Source organism: Corynebacterium sp. S7, from assembly GCF_054401105.1.
Genome location: NZ_CM136760.1, coordinates 1,070,321 through 1,085,719 on the forward strand (window position 1 = coordinate 1,070,321; position 15,399 = coordinate 1,085,719).

Consider the following 15,399-nt stretch of genomic DNA (forward strand, 5'->3'; position numbering starts at 1 on the left):
GATTGCCTAGCTGTTGTGCTTCGCGGCGTTAGTGCCCGCGAAGCGACCGAAGGTGAAAATGTCGGCCAGGGCATTGCCACCAAGGCGGTTACCCGCGTGGATGCCGCCGGAAACCTCGCCAGCCGCGTAGAGGCCCGGGATGACCTCGCCCGCGGTATTGATCACTTCGGTGTTGGTGTTGATCTTCAGCCCACCCATGGTGTGGTGCACCGCTGGACGACGAGAAGTGGCATAAAACGGCGCCTTCTCCACCTTCAGATCGAACGCGGACTTGTGGAACTCCGGATCGGAACCCGCATCAACATAAGAGTTGTACTTGGTGATCTCCTCGACAAGCACGGCGGGATCGATACCGATCTGCTCCGCGAGCTCCTCGAGGGTGTCGGCGCGGTAGAGCGTGCCGTCGTTCTTCTCCACCTGGTGATCCAGCTTTTCCTGGTTGGTGTTGTACGCCGTTTTCTTGATCTCGTCGTCGGCGATGAGGTAGTAGAGCGTGCCATTATCAATGGCAGCCTTGGAGATCTCATCGCGGCTGCCGAACTCATTGACAAAGCGGCGACCCTGCTGGTTGACCATGACGAAGTTCGCCGGTGGCACCTGCAAACCAGTAAACAGCGCGCCGGTCTTCGGGTCACAGGTAGGCAGCATCTGGATAAAGCCCATGTCTACCAGCTCAGCGTCGGCCTGCAGACCCAGGTTGATGCCATCGCCCTGCAGAGCAGGGGAGTTGGAAGTGGTGGTGTCATCGGCGATTTCTGCCCAGTAGGTGTTGTACTTCTGCAGCATCTTCGTGTTCGAGCCGAAGCCGCCGCTGGCCAGGACAACCGCATTCGCGCGCACGATGACGCGCTGGTCGCCGTTCATGGCTTCCACGCCGACGACCTGGCCGTCTTCGATGATGAGCTTCTTTACATCCATTTCGGTCTTAATCTCGCCACCGTTGGCTTCGACCCACTTGGACAGTGCATCAACGTACGCGTAGCCCTCATTCGCCACAGGCTTGTGACCGCGACGCCACAGCGCACCCACCGGCATGGACACTTCCTCGTAGTCGAACTCGACGCCGATCTCCTCGAGCCAGTGCACCGAATCAAGCACGTTATCGGTCAGCGCCTTGACCAGATCGTACTGGCCATAGGTGCGGGTGCCGGTCAGATCCGTGCGCTTGCCACCAAGATAGGTCTGCATGCGGTGCCACAGGGGCGAGTCGAAGAGATACTGCTCGGTGCCTTCGGTTTTCGCGAAGTATTCCTTGATTTCGGCCTGGGCAGCGCGGAAATCGTCGAGGTATTCCGGATCAATCTCCGATTCGGGCGTATCGACGAGCTCCCGCAGCGTCACATCTTCACCGGGCAGTGCAGCAAACTTCTCCTGCCAGGTGGGATCTGCCGAGTTCATCGGGCCACCGGTACGCACGGTATTGCCACCGATTGCAGGGAACTTCTCCAGCAGAATGACCTTCTTACCATTTTGGATGACCGAGGCCGCAGCTGCCAGGCCAGCACCACCGCCACCGACGACAACCACGTCAGTTTCCAGCGTGATTGGGGCAACGATGGATGCCTTGCTTGGCTTCGGACGGTTGCGCAAAATATCTGGGTCCGCATCGGCCAGCCGGACCGCATCCGCCACGCCGTCGAGGACACCTTGGCTGGTGGAGGTGGCACCTGAGATGGTGTCAATGTTCAGCGTCTGACCAGAGATGATCTGCTCGGGGATGCGGGTAAATACCACATCGGCGATGCCCTGGGTTTCGCCCGAGGTATCGATGTCGATGTTCTCAATGCGGTCGTGGCCGAAGGTCACCTTCATGGGCAGCTTGCCGCTATAACCAACCGCACTGACGGTGTAGGTACCAGGCTCAAACGCGATCTCCTCTGGCAGGTTGAGAAGGTTGGCCACCGAAATGAAGCGGATGAATCGCTTCACGCAGGATTCCAGGAATGCAACTGTATCTTCGTTTTTGATATTGCCATCGTCGTCAAAGGCCTCATGTGCGGAACCGAGCAGGAATTCGCTGCCCGGCATGACAGTCGCACTGACACCTGGGGCATCAAGGATCTGGCGCAGGTGCAGCTGGGCACGCGAGGAGCCTTGAATGCTTACCGACGCGCCAACGACCATCACTGGCTTGCCATCAAATGGATGCAACTTGTCGGACATCCACTCGATGAAGCTGTTCAGTGCTGAAGGAACGGAATAGTTGTACTCAGGAGTAGCAATGATGACGCCATCAGCCTGCTCGATTTTCTCCGCGAGCGAAGCAATCGGCTCGGTCTCGGAGAGATCGTTGCTTGCATCAAACATGGGAAGATCTTTGATCTCACAGATTTCGAAATCGAAGTCCTCGGCGAAGTGCTTCTCAATGAATTGCAGCAGGAGGCGGTTGTAGGAAAAGTCCGCGTTCGAACCGACAATACCAACGACTTTAACCATTATTGAGCCACTTCCTTGCCTTCGATAGATTTAACAAGCTGGGTGAAAATCATGAACCGGGCCCATACAGAATCCAGTTCTTTTACGTCGGATTCCTTGATCAAATCGCCGTTCTCATCAAACGCCTGCAGAGAATCACCGAGAAGGAACTGAGGAGCAAGCACACGAGCCTGGATAAAGGGGCTAGTGAGGATCTGACGCAAATGGTCCTGCGCACGCGAGGTGCCCAGACGACCATAGGATGCACCGGAGATCATGACTGGCTTCCAACGCAATACCTCGGAAGTCCAGCTCAACCATTCCAGGACGCTTTTAAGCGCGGCTGGAACAGTGTGATCGTACTCAGGGGTAGCAATGATGACGCCATCGCTGGCTTCGATGGCCTGCATGAGTGGCTGGAGTTCTGCCGGGGGCGTTTTGTCATCGGAGACTTTGAAAGGTGGAATGCCAAGAATTTCAAAGACTTCAATTTCTGCCTGATTGCCGAAACGCTTCGCGATGTAATGCATCAGCGTGCGGTTCGTTGACTCCGTTGAATTGTTACCTATGATCCCGACAAATTTTAGATCGGTTGCCATACCTTTTTCCTTTGATTGTAGGAAGGGCTTGCTCGAAGAGGTAGATCTGATTATTAAATTAGGTGATTTCAATTTTGCCACAAAGATAATTAATGAGGGGGACGAAAAATAAGGTTGGATGACTCTCTCGAGGTGTGAATAGTCACACCATTGGTGGGGACGACAAAAAGCGGTTCCTAGCGCATTTGCCAGGAACCGCTTTTCTCGTCGATAAGCGAAAAGTGCTTAAGCTTGACCCTCAAACAGCGTGGTCACAGAACCATTTTCGAAGATCTCGTGGATCGTCTTCGCCAGAAGCGGAGCGATGGAGAGCACCGTGAGGTTGTCCCAGCCCTCGGTGGACTGAGGCAGGGTATCGGTGGTGATGATCTCCTCAGCGCCACACTGCGACAGGCGCTCGCGGGCAGGGCCCGAGAAAACGCCGTGAGTGGTGGCGATGAGCACGGACTTCGCGCCAGCTTCCTTGAGCACGCCCACAGCGCCGGCGATGGTGCCGCCGGTGTCGATCATATCGTCGAGAAGCACACAGTTCTTGCCCTCAACATCGCCGACAACGCGATTTGCGACGACCTTATTGGCCTCGTCGATGCTGCGGGTCTTGTGCACGAACGCCATTGGGGCATCGCCCAAAGCATTCGCCCACTTCTCCGCCGTTTTCACACGGCCCGCGTCAGGGGAGACCACCATCAGGTTGTCCAATGGGTACTTAGACTTGATGTAATCAGTCAGGATTGGCATCGCATGCATGTGATCAACTGGACCATCGAAGAAGCCCTGGATCTGATCGGTGTGCAGGTCCACCGAAACAATGCGGTCTGCGCCTGCAGCGGAGAGCAAATCTGCAACCAGACGAGCAGAAATTGGCTCACGGCCACGGTGCTTCTTGTCCTGGCGTGCATAAGGGTAGAAAGGCAAAATTGCGGTGATGCGCTTTGCGGAACCGCGCTTGAGCGCATCAATCATGATCAGCTGTTCCATGATCCACTTGTTCAGTGGCTGTGCGTGCGACTGCATGACAAAGCAATCTGCACCACGAACGGATTCTTCGAAGCGAACGAAGATCTCGCCATTCGCAAAATCACGTGCGACGGTGGGAGTGAGCTCGGTGCCGAGCTCTTTGGCCACAGCTTCTGCAAGCTCCGGGTGGGCACGCCCCGAAAAGAGCATGAGTTTCTTATGGCCTTCAGTGAAGTATCCGGACATAGTGGTGCGGGTTAGCCTTCCTGCTTCGTAGAGTTTTCACGTGCACGCGCAGCAGCTTCTGCTGCCGGAGTGCCTGGTCGCTTATCCTCGACCCAACCTTCAATATTACGCTGGCGCCCTTCTTTAATAGCAAGTGCACCCGCAGGGACATCCTTGAGCACGACAGTTCCCGCGCCAGTATATGCCCCATCACCCACTGATACCGGGGCAACGAACATTGTGTCCGATCCCGTCCGAACATAGGAACCGATTGTGGTCTGGTGTTTGGTTACGCCGTCATAGTTTACGAACACGCTCGAGGCGCCAATGTTGGATTTTTCGCCCACCGTGGCATCGCCGATGTAGGTCAAATGTGGCACCTTTGATCCGGCACCGATCTTCGCGTTCTTCGATTCGACGAATCCGCCCAGCTTACCGCGCTCGCCGAGGACGGTCTTCGGGCGGATGAAGGTGTATGGGCCGACGGTTGCTTCGGCTCCGATTTCAGAATCTGAACCGTGGGTGCGAATCACAGAAGCGCCTTCGCCGACGCGCATATTGGTCAATGTGGTGTCGGGTCCGATTTCGGCACGATCGGAGATCTCAGTTGTGCCCCATAGTTGGGTGTTGGGGTGAATCACTACGTCGCGGCCAATCTTGACATCTACCCCGATAAAGGTGGAGCGGGGGTCGACGACAGTCGCGCCGCCACGCATTGCAGCTTCAACGGTACGGCGGTTCAACTCGGCACCTGCTTCTGCGAGTTGGACACGATCATTGACACCGGCGAGCTCGCGCGAGTCGTGTGCGATATGTGCCGAGACAACCTTGCCGTCATTGCGGGCGATGCCCAAAACGTCGGTGATGTAGAGCTCGCCTTGGGCATTATTCTTGTCGATGCGGGTCAGTGCATCTGCCAGCACCGCACCGTCAAACGCGAAGACTCCCGAGTTCACTTCGGTGACTAACTTTTGCTCGCTCGAGGCGTCCTTCTCCTCGACGATTTCCTGCACGTTGCCGTCTGAATCGCGGAGAATGCGACCGTAGCCAGTCGGGTTGTCCAACTTCAGTGACAGCACGGTAACGGCTGCCTTGTTCTCCTCATGCGCCTTAACCAGGGAGGCAAGCGTCTCCGATTGCAGCAGTGGCACATCAGCGTTGGTCACCACAACGGTGCCGGAGTAGCCCGCAATGGGCTCCAAACCGCACTGCACGGCATGGCCAGTGCCGTTTTGTTCTTCCTGCACTGCCTGCTTGACCTCGCGCCCAAGCTCCTCGGCGACCTTGTCCACGGCGGGAGATACCTGATCGCGTTGGTGTCCGACGACTGCAACGATGTGCTCTGGCTCGATTCCTGCTGCAGCATGCAGCGAGTGCGACAGCAAGCTCCGCCCGCCAATTTCATGCAGCGTTTTTTGCTTGTCTGATTTCATCCGAGTGCCAGCGCCTGCCGCCAAAACGACGACAGCGCAGTCAGTACCTTTGGACATGTGCAACTCCTCATGCAGGTTGTGTGGGTTGGGTGGAAGCCATTTCGAGCGACCTCATATGGTGGCCGTGTGTTGGCTTCATGAGTCTGCTCAGAATGAGTTCCAGCATAACGCTAGAGGGCGACATTCACGGGCACATTCTTAGCCTCAATGTGAGCGCGCCCCTTAGTTGGGTTTAGGCCTTAGCGGATACGTCGCGCATGGAGGCTGCCATAAAGACTCCGACAAAGCCGATGGCGGCCAGGAACAAAAGTGCTGCCTGGGTGCCGAATTGCGCGATGACACCGGAGATGGCACCCACGATGAGCAAGATAACGCCCATCAACGTGTTGGCGGCACCGGTGTAGCGGGTCCGAAGATCGCCCTCGGCCATATCCAAAAGGTAGGTCTTTCGCGCTACGCGCACGCCGGTGTGTGCCAAGGTCACCAGAAAGTAACCCAGCGGAATTACCCACGCGTTGACCGCATCCGAGGCGTACTGCGCTGACAACACGAGCAAGACGATGACCACGCTGGCTGCGCCGGAGCTCAGCGCCATGGTGTTCTTGGAGGAAATGTCCGAGAGGATTCCTGAAATCCTGCCGCCGAGCAGGGAAGCCAAACCAGAGGCCACCATGAAGATGCCCAGGCTTGTAATGTCTTGGCCGATTTCCTGACTGAGGGTGACAATAAACGTGGTGGACAAGGCTGTGACCAGCATGAGGGAACGGACAATAACGAACCTGCGGAATTCCTTATCGCCGGTAAAAAGCTCCCAGGTATCTTTCCACCAGCCTTTTTTGACCGGCTGGGGGTCGACCTCGGATTCCGGCTCGTGGATACCTTGGAAAACAATCGCGGCAAGTGCCCACGTCAAAGCGCCTCCACCGAGCAGTGCGACGAGGGCCCAACGGGGAAGCGCTCCTGGAACAAAAGACAATCCCAAACCAACAGCCAAAGCGATGGCACCAGATAGGGCAGTGGCCCGACCTGTAATAAGGCCACGCCGCCCCTTTGTAATCGTGCGTCCTTGGACATCTTTCGAGGCAATGGAACACAACGAGCGAAATAGTGAGAGCACACCGAGCAACACCACGACTGCCAGACCCAGCGCCCAACCATTAAGGAACATTGCCACGACAGCAATCAACGCAGCCGAAACAAATTGACCCAGCGAGCCGATGATCCAGACTTTTTTCCGCGAAGGTTGGGTGGTGACCCACGGCGTCATTGCGGCTTGAGGGAGCATGGAGAGCGATTCGCGGATTGGAACCAGCATCGCAGTAAAGAAACCTGGCACTCCTGTGGCGCCGAACAGCCAGGCAAGGACGGTTTTGGGGGCGACGATCTGGTCGCCTAAGCCTTGGAGGCCATTTGCCCAAATGAATCTGCGAGCGTTGTGTTCCTCATAGGGTTTTTGCTCAGTACTCATGTGTGCCATCGTAAACTGAAAAGCTGGCTGCCCAGGGATAAGGATTGGCTTACCCCGATCCCTGGCCCGATCCCTGGCCCGATCCCTAGCCCGGTGCAGCCACGCAGTATTCTTCCCCGAAATACTGCGCAATACCGCGTGGCTGCACCAACATTTTTCTCAGTAGGCCCGAGCTCAACCCCCCGAAACTGACCTCGTGCCACGACTATGATGACACGGAAGGTTTCTGTGCGCTGGTTAGGAATGCACACTTTAGTGTGCACGTACGCGTTGCAACCCAAGCACTTGTATGCATGAGTTACTTTTTAGCCACAATATCAACCAAAAGTAGTATGGTGAGAAAGTTAATTTATCCAGCTTTCCACGTATTAAAAGGGGTCCAATGTCGAAGATGTTTCAGCACCAAGTCTCACGACGCACCTTCTTCAAGGGGATGATCGTCCTCACCGCCGGCGCAGCGCTCGCGGCGTGCACGGGCCCCGGCGGCACCCAGCGCAACCAGGCGGAGCCACGCGGCTTCGACGAAAGCCCACGCCCGCTGCCGATTCCGCCTCTCGACGAGGGCGAGGTAGTCGACGGGGTGCGCATCTTTAATCTCACTGCAGCACCTGGTGAGGCAGAATTACTCGCAGGAATTACTACCGCGACCTGGGGCTTTAATGGCGCGCACCTGGGGCCGACGCTGCGCTCGTCGCGAAGCGATCGTTGCAAGGTGACAATTACGAACAACCTGGACGAAATGACCACCATTCACTGGCACGGGATGAATATCCCGGCGTGGGCCGATGGCGCCCCGCATTCGCCGATCGAACCGGGTGGGCAGTGGGTGCCGAGCTGGGAGATCGATCAGGCGGCCACGACGCTGTGGTACCACCCGCATCCGCACGGGCGCACGGCGCTGCATTGTTATCGTGGCCTGGCCGGCATGTTCATTATCGACGACGACGTCTCCGACTCCCTCGACCTCCCGCGCGACTATGGCGTGGATGATATTCCGGTCATTATCACTGATCAGAAGTTCACGGATTCCGGCCAGCTCGACGAAACCGACGACCCCGTCCTCGGGCTGATGGGTGACACACCGCTGATCAATGGCCAGGCCAACGTGCAATTTCAGGCCAGCACCACGCGCCTGCGGCTACGGGTCCTCAATGCGTCGTCGATGCGCTTTCACAATATTGCGCTTGACGACGACCGGCCCTTCCACATCATCGCCGCCGATCAAGGGCTCTTCGCCGAACCTCTCGAGGTGGACTCCGTGCTCATTGGTCCGGCCGAGCGGGTAGAAATCCTGGTCGATCTCGAGCCCGGCAAGGACATCACCTTGCGATCCGCGGGTCTAGATTCCAACTTCGGGCTGCCTGACGACGAGTACGCGCCGAACTTCCGCTTCCGCGACACCTTCGACCTATTGCCGATCCTTGCCCCAGCCGAATCAACCGAAGCAACCGTGGCTCTGCCTGCTGTGTTGGATCCCGCCGCGAGCCAGGAGCCCGACCTGAGCGGTGCTCCTGAGCGGGAATTTTTGCTGAATACTTATCAAATCAACGGTCAAACCATGGACATGAACCGGGTGGATTTCGTGATAGACCACCAGGGCCCAGAAATCTGGAAGGTGACCAACGAAAACCCCGATTGGCCGCACAACTTCCACATTCATGATTCCCGGTTCAAGGTGCTTTCTATTACGGGCACAGATGTAACCGACGTGTTCGATTCGGGTTGGAAAGACACCGTGGCAGTTCCGCCGAATGCGACGGTGACCCTAGCCGTCGAATTTGGATACCACCCCGATCCCACGGTGCCGTATATGTATCACTGCCACATGCTCTACCACGAGGACCAGGGGATGATGGGGCAGTTCGTTATTACAGCGCTAGGCCAAGGCGCGGACCTGAAGCCGATGACGGGGACGCAGGAGCATCATGGGCACTAGCGTTTGCTGGGGTTTGCTGGGGTTTTAGTTTTGCCTGCCTAACTAGGTGCACTTTGCAAGTCTTTGTTTGAAATGACCTGGGGGTTTAGATTTCGCAGTGCGTTAGGTCCGGTTTTTGCTTCACGACGACTCCCTGCGCGTACCTAACGCACGACGAAAAACAAAAGCCCAGGTCATTTAAAGGTGATATCTTGCGAAGTGCACCTTTTGTGTTGACTAGGGCTAGACCAGGGCTAAATCAGGGCGAAAAAAGCTTCCCCACCAGGACTCGAACCTAGAATGACGGTACCAAAAACCGTAGTGTTGCCGATTACACCATGGGGAAAGACGTTCCCTATCTTACCGGAAGGTCCATATTTCCCTAATCAGCAGGTCGCGGTATAAAAACGGAACAGAATCAGTGCGCAAACACTGAAGCAGGATAGGGTATTGGATATGGTTCGACAGCGAATGACCGGGAAACAACGCCGGGAACAATTGATTTCGGTGGGTCGTGAGGTGTTCGCGGAGCGTGGCGTCGATGGAACATCGGTGGAAGAGATTGCCCAGCGCGCCGGGGTATCCAAGCCGGTTGTCTATGAGCACTTTGGTGGCAAGGAAGGCCTGTACGCGGTCATCGTCGATCGGGAAATGCTCCACCTCGAATCCGTGATTACTGTCTCCCTTGGCGAAGGCGCGTGGAGGGCCCGCATCGAACAGGCCGTGATCGCCCTGTTGACCTATGTGGAAGAGAACACCGCTGGCTTCCTCATTTTGGTCCGCGACCAGGTCCCAGGCGAAGAGCGCAGCTATTCCACCTTATTAAATACTGCTGTGGGCCAGGTATCGCATATTCTAGGGAGTGCTTTTGAGCACCGGGGATTAAACCCAGATCTGGCCACGTTGTATGGTCAGGCGCTGGTTGGCATGGTTTCTACTACGGCTCAGTGGTGGTTGGATGAGCGTGAGCCGAGCAAGGAAATCGTTGCTGCGCATATCGTGAATCTGTGTTGGAACGGTCTGCGGGGTATGGAAGACCAGCCGAAGCTGAGCAAAGAGTATTAGTTTTTACAGAAGGATTTCAAGGAAAATACATGGCGGAGAACCTCCCAGAGCTAGCTGGCCTATTAACTAAGGCTGCTAGCGATCCGAAGCTTGCAGGCCTTGTCACCCAAATCGGCGCCGAAAAGATGCACGTCACGGGCATCGACCAGGTTCGGCCCTGGGCCGCGGGCGCGCTCGCTCGGGAAACTCCAGTCCTATTGGTTACGGCAACTGGTCACGAGGCGGAAGACCTCACTGCCGAGCTGAAGGCAATGTTGGGGGAGCGCAAGGTAGCGCTCTTCCCCTCTTTGGAGACACTTCCTCATGAGCGTTTGTCGCCGGCGGCGGATGTCGTCGGCAAGCGAAGTGAAGTGCTGTACCACCTGGATTCCCTACGTGTTGTGGTGACCTCTGCCCGCGGATTGTGCCAGCCTGTGCTGCAGTCGCCTGCGCCGATCGTGGTGGAAAATGACCACGAATATGACTTCACGGAGCTAACCGAACAGCTGACATATTTCGCCTACAAGCATGTTGACCTTGTGGCGGCGCGTGGTGAGTTCGCTACGCGCGGCGGCATCATCGACATTTTCCCGACCACCTCCGAGCACCCCTACCGCGTGGAGTTTTGGGGCGACGAGGTCACCGACATGCGCACGTTCGCCGTGGCCGATCAGCGCACCTTGGACGAGGTTGCGCGCGTAGAGATCTTCCCAGCACGACAATTGCTTATCGACGACGACGTAGCCGCCAAAGCCGACACCTTATCCCGCGAGTACCCGTCGAATCCGACTTTGGTGGAATTGCTCACCCGCATTTCCGAAAAGACCCACGCCGACGGCATGGAAGCCCTGATTCCCGCACTGACCACGCAGAAACTTTCGGTGCTGCCGGAATTGATGCCCAAGGGCTCGATCGTGTTGGTGACCTCTCCGGAAAAAGTGCGCACCCGCATTGCCGACTTAGAGGCCACGGATAAAGAGTTCCTCGAGGCAGGCTGGGAAGCTGCGGCGATGGGCGCCGATGGTCCGGTCGCCGTTTCCGGGTTGGATCTTTCCGGGACTTCCTACCGCTCGTACGAGTCGCTGGAAATTTCGGCCAAGAATGCAGGAAATAGCTGGTGGACCTTTGCGCCTCCGGGGATGTTTACTGCCGACGAGACGGAAACCCTGCCGCTGGAATTTGCGCCTGCTCCGGCACCGCACGGCGATCCTAAAGAGATTGAAGCCCTGATCGCCCAGCTGAAAAAGCACGTCGGCGACGGGGGAGAGGCTGCCTTTATCGCCCCAGCCAAGGGCACCGTGGACCGGATGGCGGAGCGTTTCCGCGAGCATGGGATCTCGGCGCGCATTGCCACGCCGGGCCTGGAGCCCGTAGCTGGCCAAGTCACTTTGTACCAGGCACTTTCGCACGCGGGCCTGATTTTTAATGGCACGAAAATTCCGCTCGTGGTGGTCACGGAAACCGATGTCACCGGCAACCGCGTGGGCGATATTGCAGGTGCGAAGCGGAAGAAGTCCAGGCGCAGGAACCGTGTGGATCCACTGGCGCTGAAGCCCGGTGACTTTGTCGTGCACGAAACCCACGGCATCGGCAAGTTTGTGAAGATGGCTGAGCGCTCGATCAACGCTGGTGACGAGACCTCGCGCCGCGAATACATCGTGTTGGACTACGCCCCTTCGAAGCGCGGCCAGCCCAACGACCAGCTCTGGGTGCCCATGGATTCGCTGGATCTGTTGTCCAAGTACTCCGGCGGTGAATCACCAACCTTGTCCAAAATGGGCGGCTCGGATTGGAAGAACACCAAGAAGAAAGCCAGCGCCGCCGTGCGCGAGATTGCCGGTGAGCTCGTCGAGCTCTACGCAAAGCGTGTCAGCGCGCCGGGCCACGCGTTCGCGCCGGACTCCCCGTGGCAACAGGAGATGGAAGACGCGTTCCCCTTCGTGGAAACCGAGGACCAGCTCACCGCCATTGAGGCGGTCAAAGAGGACATGGAAAAGCCCGTCCCAATGGACCGCGTGATCGTGGGTGACGTGGGCTTTGGCAAGACCGAAGTGGCCGTGCGTGCGGCTTTCAAGGCAGTCCAGGATGGCACCCAGGTTGCAGTGCTGGTGCCGACGACTCTGCTTGCCCAACAGCATTACTCCACCTTCGAGCAGCGCATGCAGGGCTTTGGGGTGGAAATCCGCGAGCTATCTCGATTTACCTCCGCTGCAGATTCCAAGAAAGTGATCAAGGGCCTAGCCGACGGCTCGGTCGACATCGTGATCGGTACGCACCGGCTTTTGCAGACCGGTGTGCACTGGAAGAACCTCGGGCTGATCATCGTAGACGAGGAGCAGCGTTTTGGCGTGGAGCACAAGGAACACATCAAGGCGCTTAAGGCCCACGTTGATGTGTTGACCATGACAGCAACACCGATTCCGCGCACCTTGGAGATGTCCATGACGGGCATCCGCGAGATGACCTCGATTACCACCCCGCCAGAGGAGCGCCACCCAGTGCTCACGTATGTCGGACCCTATGAGGATAAGCAGGTGGCGGCGTCGATTCGTCGTGAATTGCTCCGCGACGGACAGGTATTCTTCATCCACAACAAGGTCTCTGACATTGAGAAGAAGGCCCGTGAGCTGCGTGAACTCGTTCCCGAGGCGCGCATCGTGGTGGCGCATGGGCAGATGGGCGAGCAGCAGCTCGAGCAGACCGTGCAGGGTTTCTGGGATCGTGAATACGACGTGCTCGTGTGTACCACGATTGTCGAAACCGGCCTGGACATCTCGAATGCGAACACCTTGATCGTCGAAAATGCCCAGAACATGGGCCTGTCGCAGCTCCACCAGCTGCGCGGACGCGTGGGACGCTCCCGCGAGCGCGGGTATGCATACTTCCTGTACCCGAAGGGTGCAACGTTGTCCGAGACATCGTATGACCGCTTAGCGACGATTGCGCAAAACAACGATCTCGGAGCAGGCATGGCCGTGGCGCAAAAGGACTTGGAGATGCGCGGAGCCGGCAACGTGCTCGGTGCGGAGCAATCGGGCCACATTGCAGGCGTTGGCTTCGATCTCTATGTGCGCCTAGTCGGCGAGGCCGTGGAAACCTACAAGGCGCTGGCCTCCGGCGAGGTCGTTGACGCGACAGACCAGGGCCCGAAGGAAGTGCGCATCGATTTGCCTGTGGACGCCCATATTCCGGAGAACTACATCAATTCGGAGCGGCTGCGCCTAGAGCTCTACCGCAAGATCGCGGAGACTCGGGACAATGCCGATTTGGATAAGGTGGCCGACGAGATGGTCGACCGCTTTGGTCCGCTGCCAGGTGAGGTGGAACAACTGATGGCTGTGGCGAGGTTGCGTCACCAAGCCCGGCGCGCCGGGGTGGCCAATATTACTGTGCAGGGAAATCGCATCAAGCTGCACCCGGTGGAGCTTCCCGATTCCAAGCAGGTTCGTCTCAAGCGCCTCTACCCGGGAACGACGTACCGGGCAGCCGCGAAGGCCATTCAGGTGCCGTTCCCACGCGTGGCGAAGGGCGTGAATCAGCCGAACTTGCGCGATACCGAATTGCTGCAATGGGTGGCTGACTTCCTCACGGCCATTTTCGATGTGGAGAAGATCCAGGTTGCAGGGGTGTCGGACAAGCCTGAAAAGAAGCGTGTCTTTAGCGTGAGCGAGTAGCTCGCGCTAAAGCACGAGCGTGCCTTGCACGATCCCTGCAATGGCTACGCCTGAAGCAACCAGGATGATCGCAACAACAACCCACTCAAAGGTGTTGAAGATGCGCTCGCGGGTGTTGATCCGGGTCAGTACATAAGGGATCAGGCCAGGCGCCACGGCGAGCGCACCGTATAAGACGTAAACGGGGTCGGCGGCGTAGAAGAGCCAGAGTGAATAGACCATCGCAATCACACCAATGACAAAGTGCTTGCGGTTGGTCTTTTTGTCTACGTCGGGCCCGGAGTCGTCGAAACGCGATCCCGCATGAGGGTGGGAAATGCCTTTGCCGCGCACTGTTAAGAGCACGAGGTAGAGCGCCGAAAACAAATACGGCACGAGGTAGAGCACCGTGGCGAGCTGCACCATCGAGGTATATGCCGCCTCCGAAATGAAGAAGACGATCACCCAGATCTGAATCACGATGGTGGAGACGAGCTGGGCGGCCCACGGTGCACCGTTGCTATTAGTTTTGCCAAGGGCGCGGGGCAGCAGGCCGTCGTAGGCCATCATCGCTACAGGCTCGGCGGCCAGCATCTGCCAGGAGACGTAGGCGCCGAGGACGGAGAGGCACAGCCCGATCGAGATCAGCGCGCCACCCCAGGGGCCGACCACTGCGGTCAGGACTGCGGCCATGGAGTTATCGGGCAGTGCTGCGAGTTCTTCTTGGCTCATCACGCCATAGGACAAAGTGGAGATGGCGACAAGCAAGGCGAGGACAGAAAAGAATCCTAGGATGGTGGCGCGCCCGACATCGTTACGCGATTTTGCCTGCTTGGAATAGACAGAGGCACCTTCGACGCCAATGAAGACCCAGACTGTGAACAACATCGTGCCTTTGACCTGCTCGAAGACGTCACCGGAGCCCCAGAAGTCCATGGTGAAGCGGTCCCAGGAGAAGCCGAAGAAGGCCACCAAGACAATGAAGGCCAGAATGGGCAGGATTTTTGCCACTGTGGCAACAAGGTTCATGAAAGCTGCCTGTTTCACTCCACGGGTCAGCAACGCGAAGATGACCCAGGTCAAGGCTGACACTGAGATCACTGAGACCCAGCGGTTCTCGGAGGAGAAAAAGGGGATATAGAAACCGATGGTGCTAAAGAATAAGGTGGCGTAGCCGACCTGTGCGATTACGGAACCGAGCCAATAGCCCCACGCCGATGCGAAGCCAATGAAGTCGCCGAGGCCCGCGCGCACATAGGAGTAGACACCGGATTCAAGGTGGGGCTTGCGTACTGCCAGGACCTGGAAGACGAAAGCGATAGATAACATGCCGACCGCGGTGATAGTCCAGCCGATCAACGACGGGCCGGGTGCGGCCGCCGATGCGATGTTTTGCGGGAGCGAGAAGATGCCTGCGCCCACAGTGGAACCAATGATTAAGGCCATCAGAGACCACATTGAGACCGAATGGTTTTTAGTCATTCGAAAAAATCTACCCTTAACAGGGGGAATGCGGAAATGGACCCCGATGCTTGCGTTGCTTAACACGCACCGTATTATTTAGTACTTAGAAAGCTCGCCCCCATAGCCCAATCGGCAGAGGCAGTTGACTTAAAATCAATTCAGTCTGGGTTCGAGTCCCAGTGGGGGCACAAAAAGGCCAGTTTAAAATCGCTTGGCGAAAGTGTTT

At 57.3% G+C, this 15,399-nt stretch carries 9 protein-coding genes and 1 tRNA gene; 4 read left to right on the top strand and 6 right to left on the bottom strand.

Annotated elements, in window-relative coordinates; translation table 11 throughout:
• Positions 1 to 6 precede the first annotated feature (6 nt).
• The 5 genes from ACXZ66_RS05200 to ACXZ66_RS05220 form a co-directional block, all read right to left on the bottom strand.
• Positions 7 to 2,436, bottom strand: a complete 2,430-nt coding sequence (locus ACXZ66_RS05200; protein WP_458750828.1) for a flavocytochrome c — start codon at positions 2,434 to 2,436, stop codon at positions 7 to 9.
• Positions 2,436 to 3,014 carry an NADPH-dependent FMN reductase gene (locus ACXZ66_RS05205; RefSeq protein ID WP_458750829.1) on the bottom strand — a complete coding sequence of 193 codons (579 nt, stop codon included), beginning with the start codon at positions 3,012 to 3,014 and terminating at the stop codon, positions 2,436 to 2,438. The genes ACXZ66_RS05200 and ACXZ66_RS05205 overlap by 1 nt, the downstream gene beginning before the upstream one ends.
• A gap of 225 nt (positions 3,015 to 3,239) precedes the next feature.
• The gene (locus ACXZ66_RS05210; RefSeq protein ID WP_458750830.1) at positions 3,240 to 4,217 is read right to left on the bottom strand and encodes a ribose-phosphate diphosphokinase; all 978 of its coding nucleotides are present in this window, start codon (positions 4,215 to 4,217) and stop codon (positions 3,240 to 3,242) included.
• An 11-nt stretch (positions 4,218 to 4,228) separates the two neighbouring features.
• Positions 4,229 to 5,686, bottom strand: coding sequence for a bifunctional UDP-N-acetylglucosamine diphosphorylase/glucosamine-1-phosphate N-acetyltransferase GlmU (gene glmU / locus ACXZ66_RS05215; RefSeq protein ID WP_458750831.1), 1,458 nt, complete (start codon positions 5,684 to 5,686; stop codon positions 4,229 to 4,231).
• Between the two features lie 175 nt (positions 5,687 to 5,861).
• On the bottom strand, positions 5,862 to 7,097 hold the full coding sequence (locus ACXZ66_RS05220; RefSeq protein WP_458750832.1) for an MFS transporter: 1,236 nt from the start codon (positions 7,095 to 7,097) through the stop codon (positions 5,862 to 5,864).
• A 382-nt stretch (positions 7,098 to 7,479) separates the two neighbouring features.
• On the opposite strand from ACXZ66_RS05220, the gene ACXZ66_RS05225 reads away from it, so the two are divergent.
• From ACXZ66_RS05225 to mfd, 3 genes are all read left to right on the top strand, one after another.
• Positions 7,480 to 9,033 (top strand): multicopper oxidase domain-containing protein, encoded by a 1,554-nt coding sequence (locus tag ACXZ66_RS05225; protein WP_458750833.1) that lies wholly within the window; start codon positions 7,480 to 7,482, stop codon positions 9,031 to 9,033.
• A 435-nt stretch (positions 9,034 to 9,468) separates the two neighbouring features.
• Positions 9,469 to 10,077 carry a TetR family transcriptional regulator gene (locus tag ACXZ66_RS05230; protein ID WP_458750834.1) on the top strand — a complete coding sequence of 203 codons (609 nt, stop codon included), beginning with the start codon at positions 9,469 to 9,471 and terminating at the stop codon, positions 10,075 to 10,077.
• A 29-nt stretch (positions 10,078 to 10,106) separates the two neighbouring features.
• Complete coding sequence (gene mfd, locus ACXZ66_RS05235; RefSeq protein WP_458750835.1) at positions 10,107 to 13,730, top strand: transcription-repair coupling factor; 3,624 nt, start codon at positions 10,107 to 10,109, stop codon at positions 13,728 to 13,730.
• Between the two features lie 6 nt (positions 13,731 to 13,736).
• Here the strand turns inward: mfd and ACXZ66_RS05240 are convergent, their stop codons facing one another.
• Complete coding sequence (locus ACXZ66_RS05240; protein ID WP_458750836.1) at positions 13,737 to 15,191, bottom strand: amino acid permease; 1,455 nt, start codon at positions 15,189 to 15,191, stop codon at positions 13,737 to 13,739.
• Positions 15,192 to 15,287: 96 nt separating this feature from the next.
• Between ACXZ66_RS05240 and ACXZ66_RS05245 the strand changes: the two genes are divergently transcribed.
• Positions 15,288 to 15,361: transfer RNA gene (locus ACXZ66_RS05245), tRNA-Leu, on the top strand.
• Positions 15,362 to 15,399 lie beyond the last annotated feature (38 nt).

What these genes read in the sequence shown, in the direction of transcription:
- ACXZ66_RS05220 (WP_458750832.1), bottom strand. Translation starts at nt 7,097, where the DNA reads ATGAGTACTGAGCAAAAACCCTATGAGGAACACAACGCTCGCAGATTC.
- ACXZ66_RS05200 (WP_458750828.1), bottom strand. Translation starts at nt 2,436, where the DNA reads ATGGTTAAAGTCGTTGGTATTGTCGGTTCGAACGCGGACTTTTCCTAC.
- ACXZ66_RS05205 (WP_458750829.1), bottom strand. Translation starts at nt 3,014, where the DNA reads ATGGCAACCGATCTAAAATTTGTCGGGATCATAGGTAACAATTCAACG.
- ACXZ66_RS05240 (WP_458750836.1), bottom strand. Translation starts at nt 15,191, where the DNA reads ATGACTAAAAACCATTCGGTCTCAATGTGGTCTCTGATGGCCTTAATC.
- ACXZ66_RS05210 (WP_458750830.1), bottom strand. Translation starts at nt 4,217, where the DNA reads ATGTCCGGATACTTCACTGAAGGCCATAAGAAACTCATGCTCTTTTCG.
- glmU (WP_458750831.1), bottom strand. Translation starts at nt 5,686, where the DNA reads ATGTCCAAAGGTACTGACTGCGCTGTCGTCGTTTTGGCGGCAGGCGCT.
- ACXZ66_RS05225 (WP_458750833.1), top strand. Translation starts at nt 7,480, where the DNA reads ATGTCGAAGATGTTTCAGCACCAAGTCTCACGACGCACCTTCTTCAAG.
- ACXZ66_RS05230 (WP_458750834.1), top strand. Translation starts at nt 9,469, where the DNA reads ATGGTTCGACAGCGAATGACCGGGAAACAACGCCGGGAACAATTGATT.
- mfd (WP_458750835.1), top strand. Translation starts at nt 10,107, where the DNA reads ATGGCGGAGAACCTCCCAGAGCTAGCTGGCCTATTAACTAAGGCTGCT.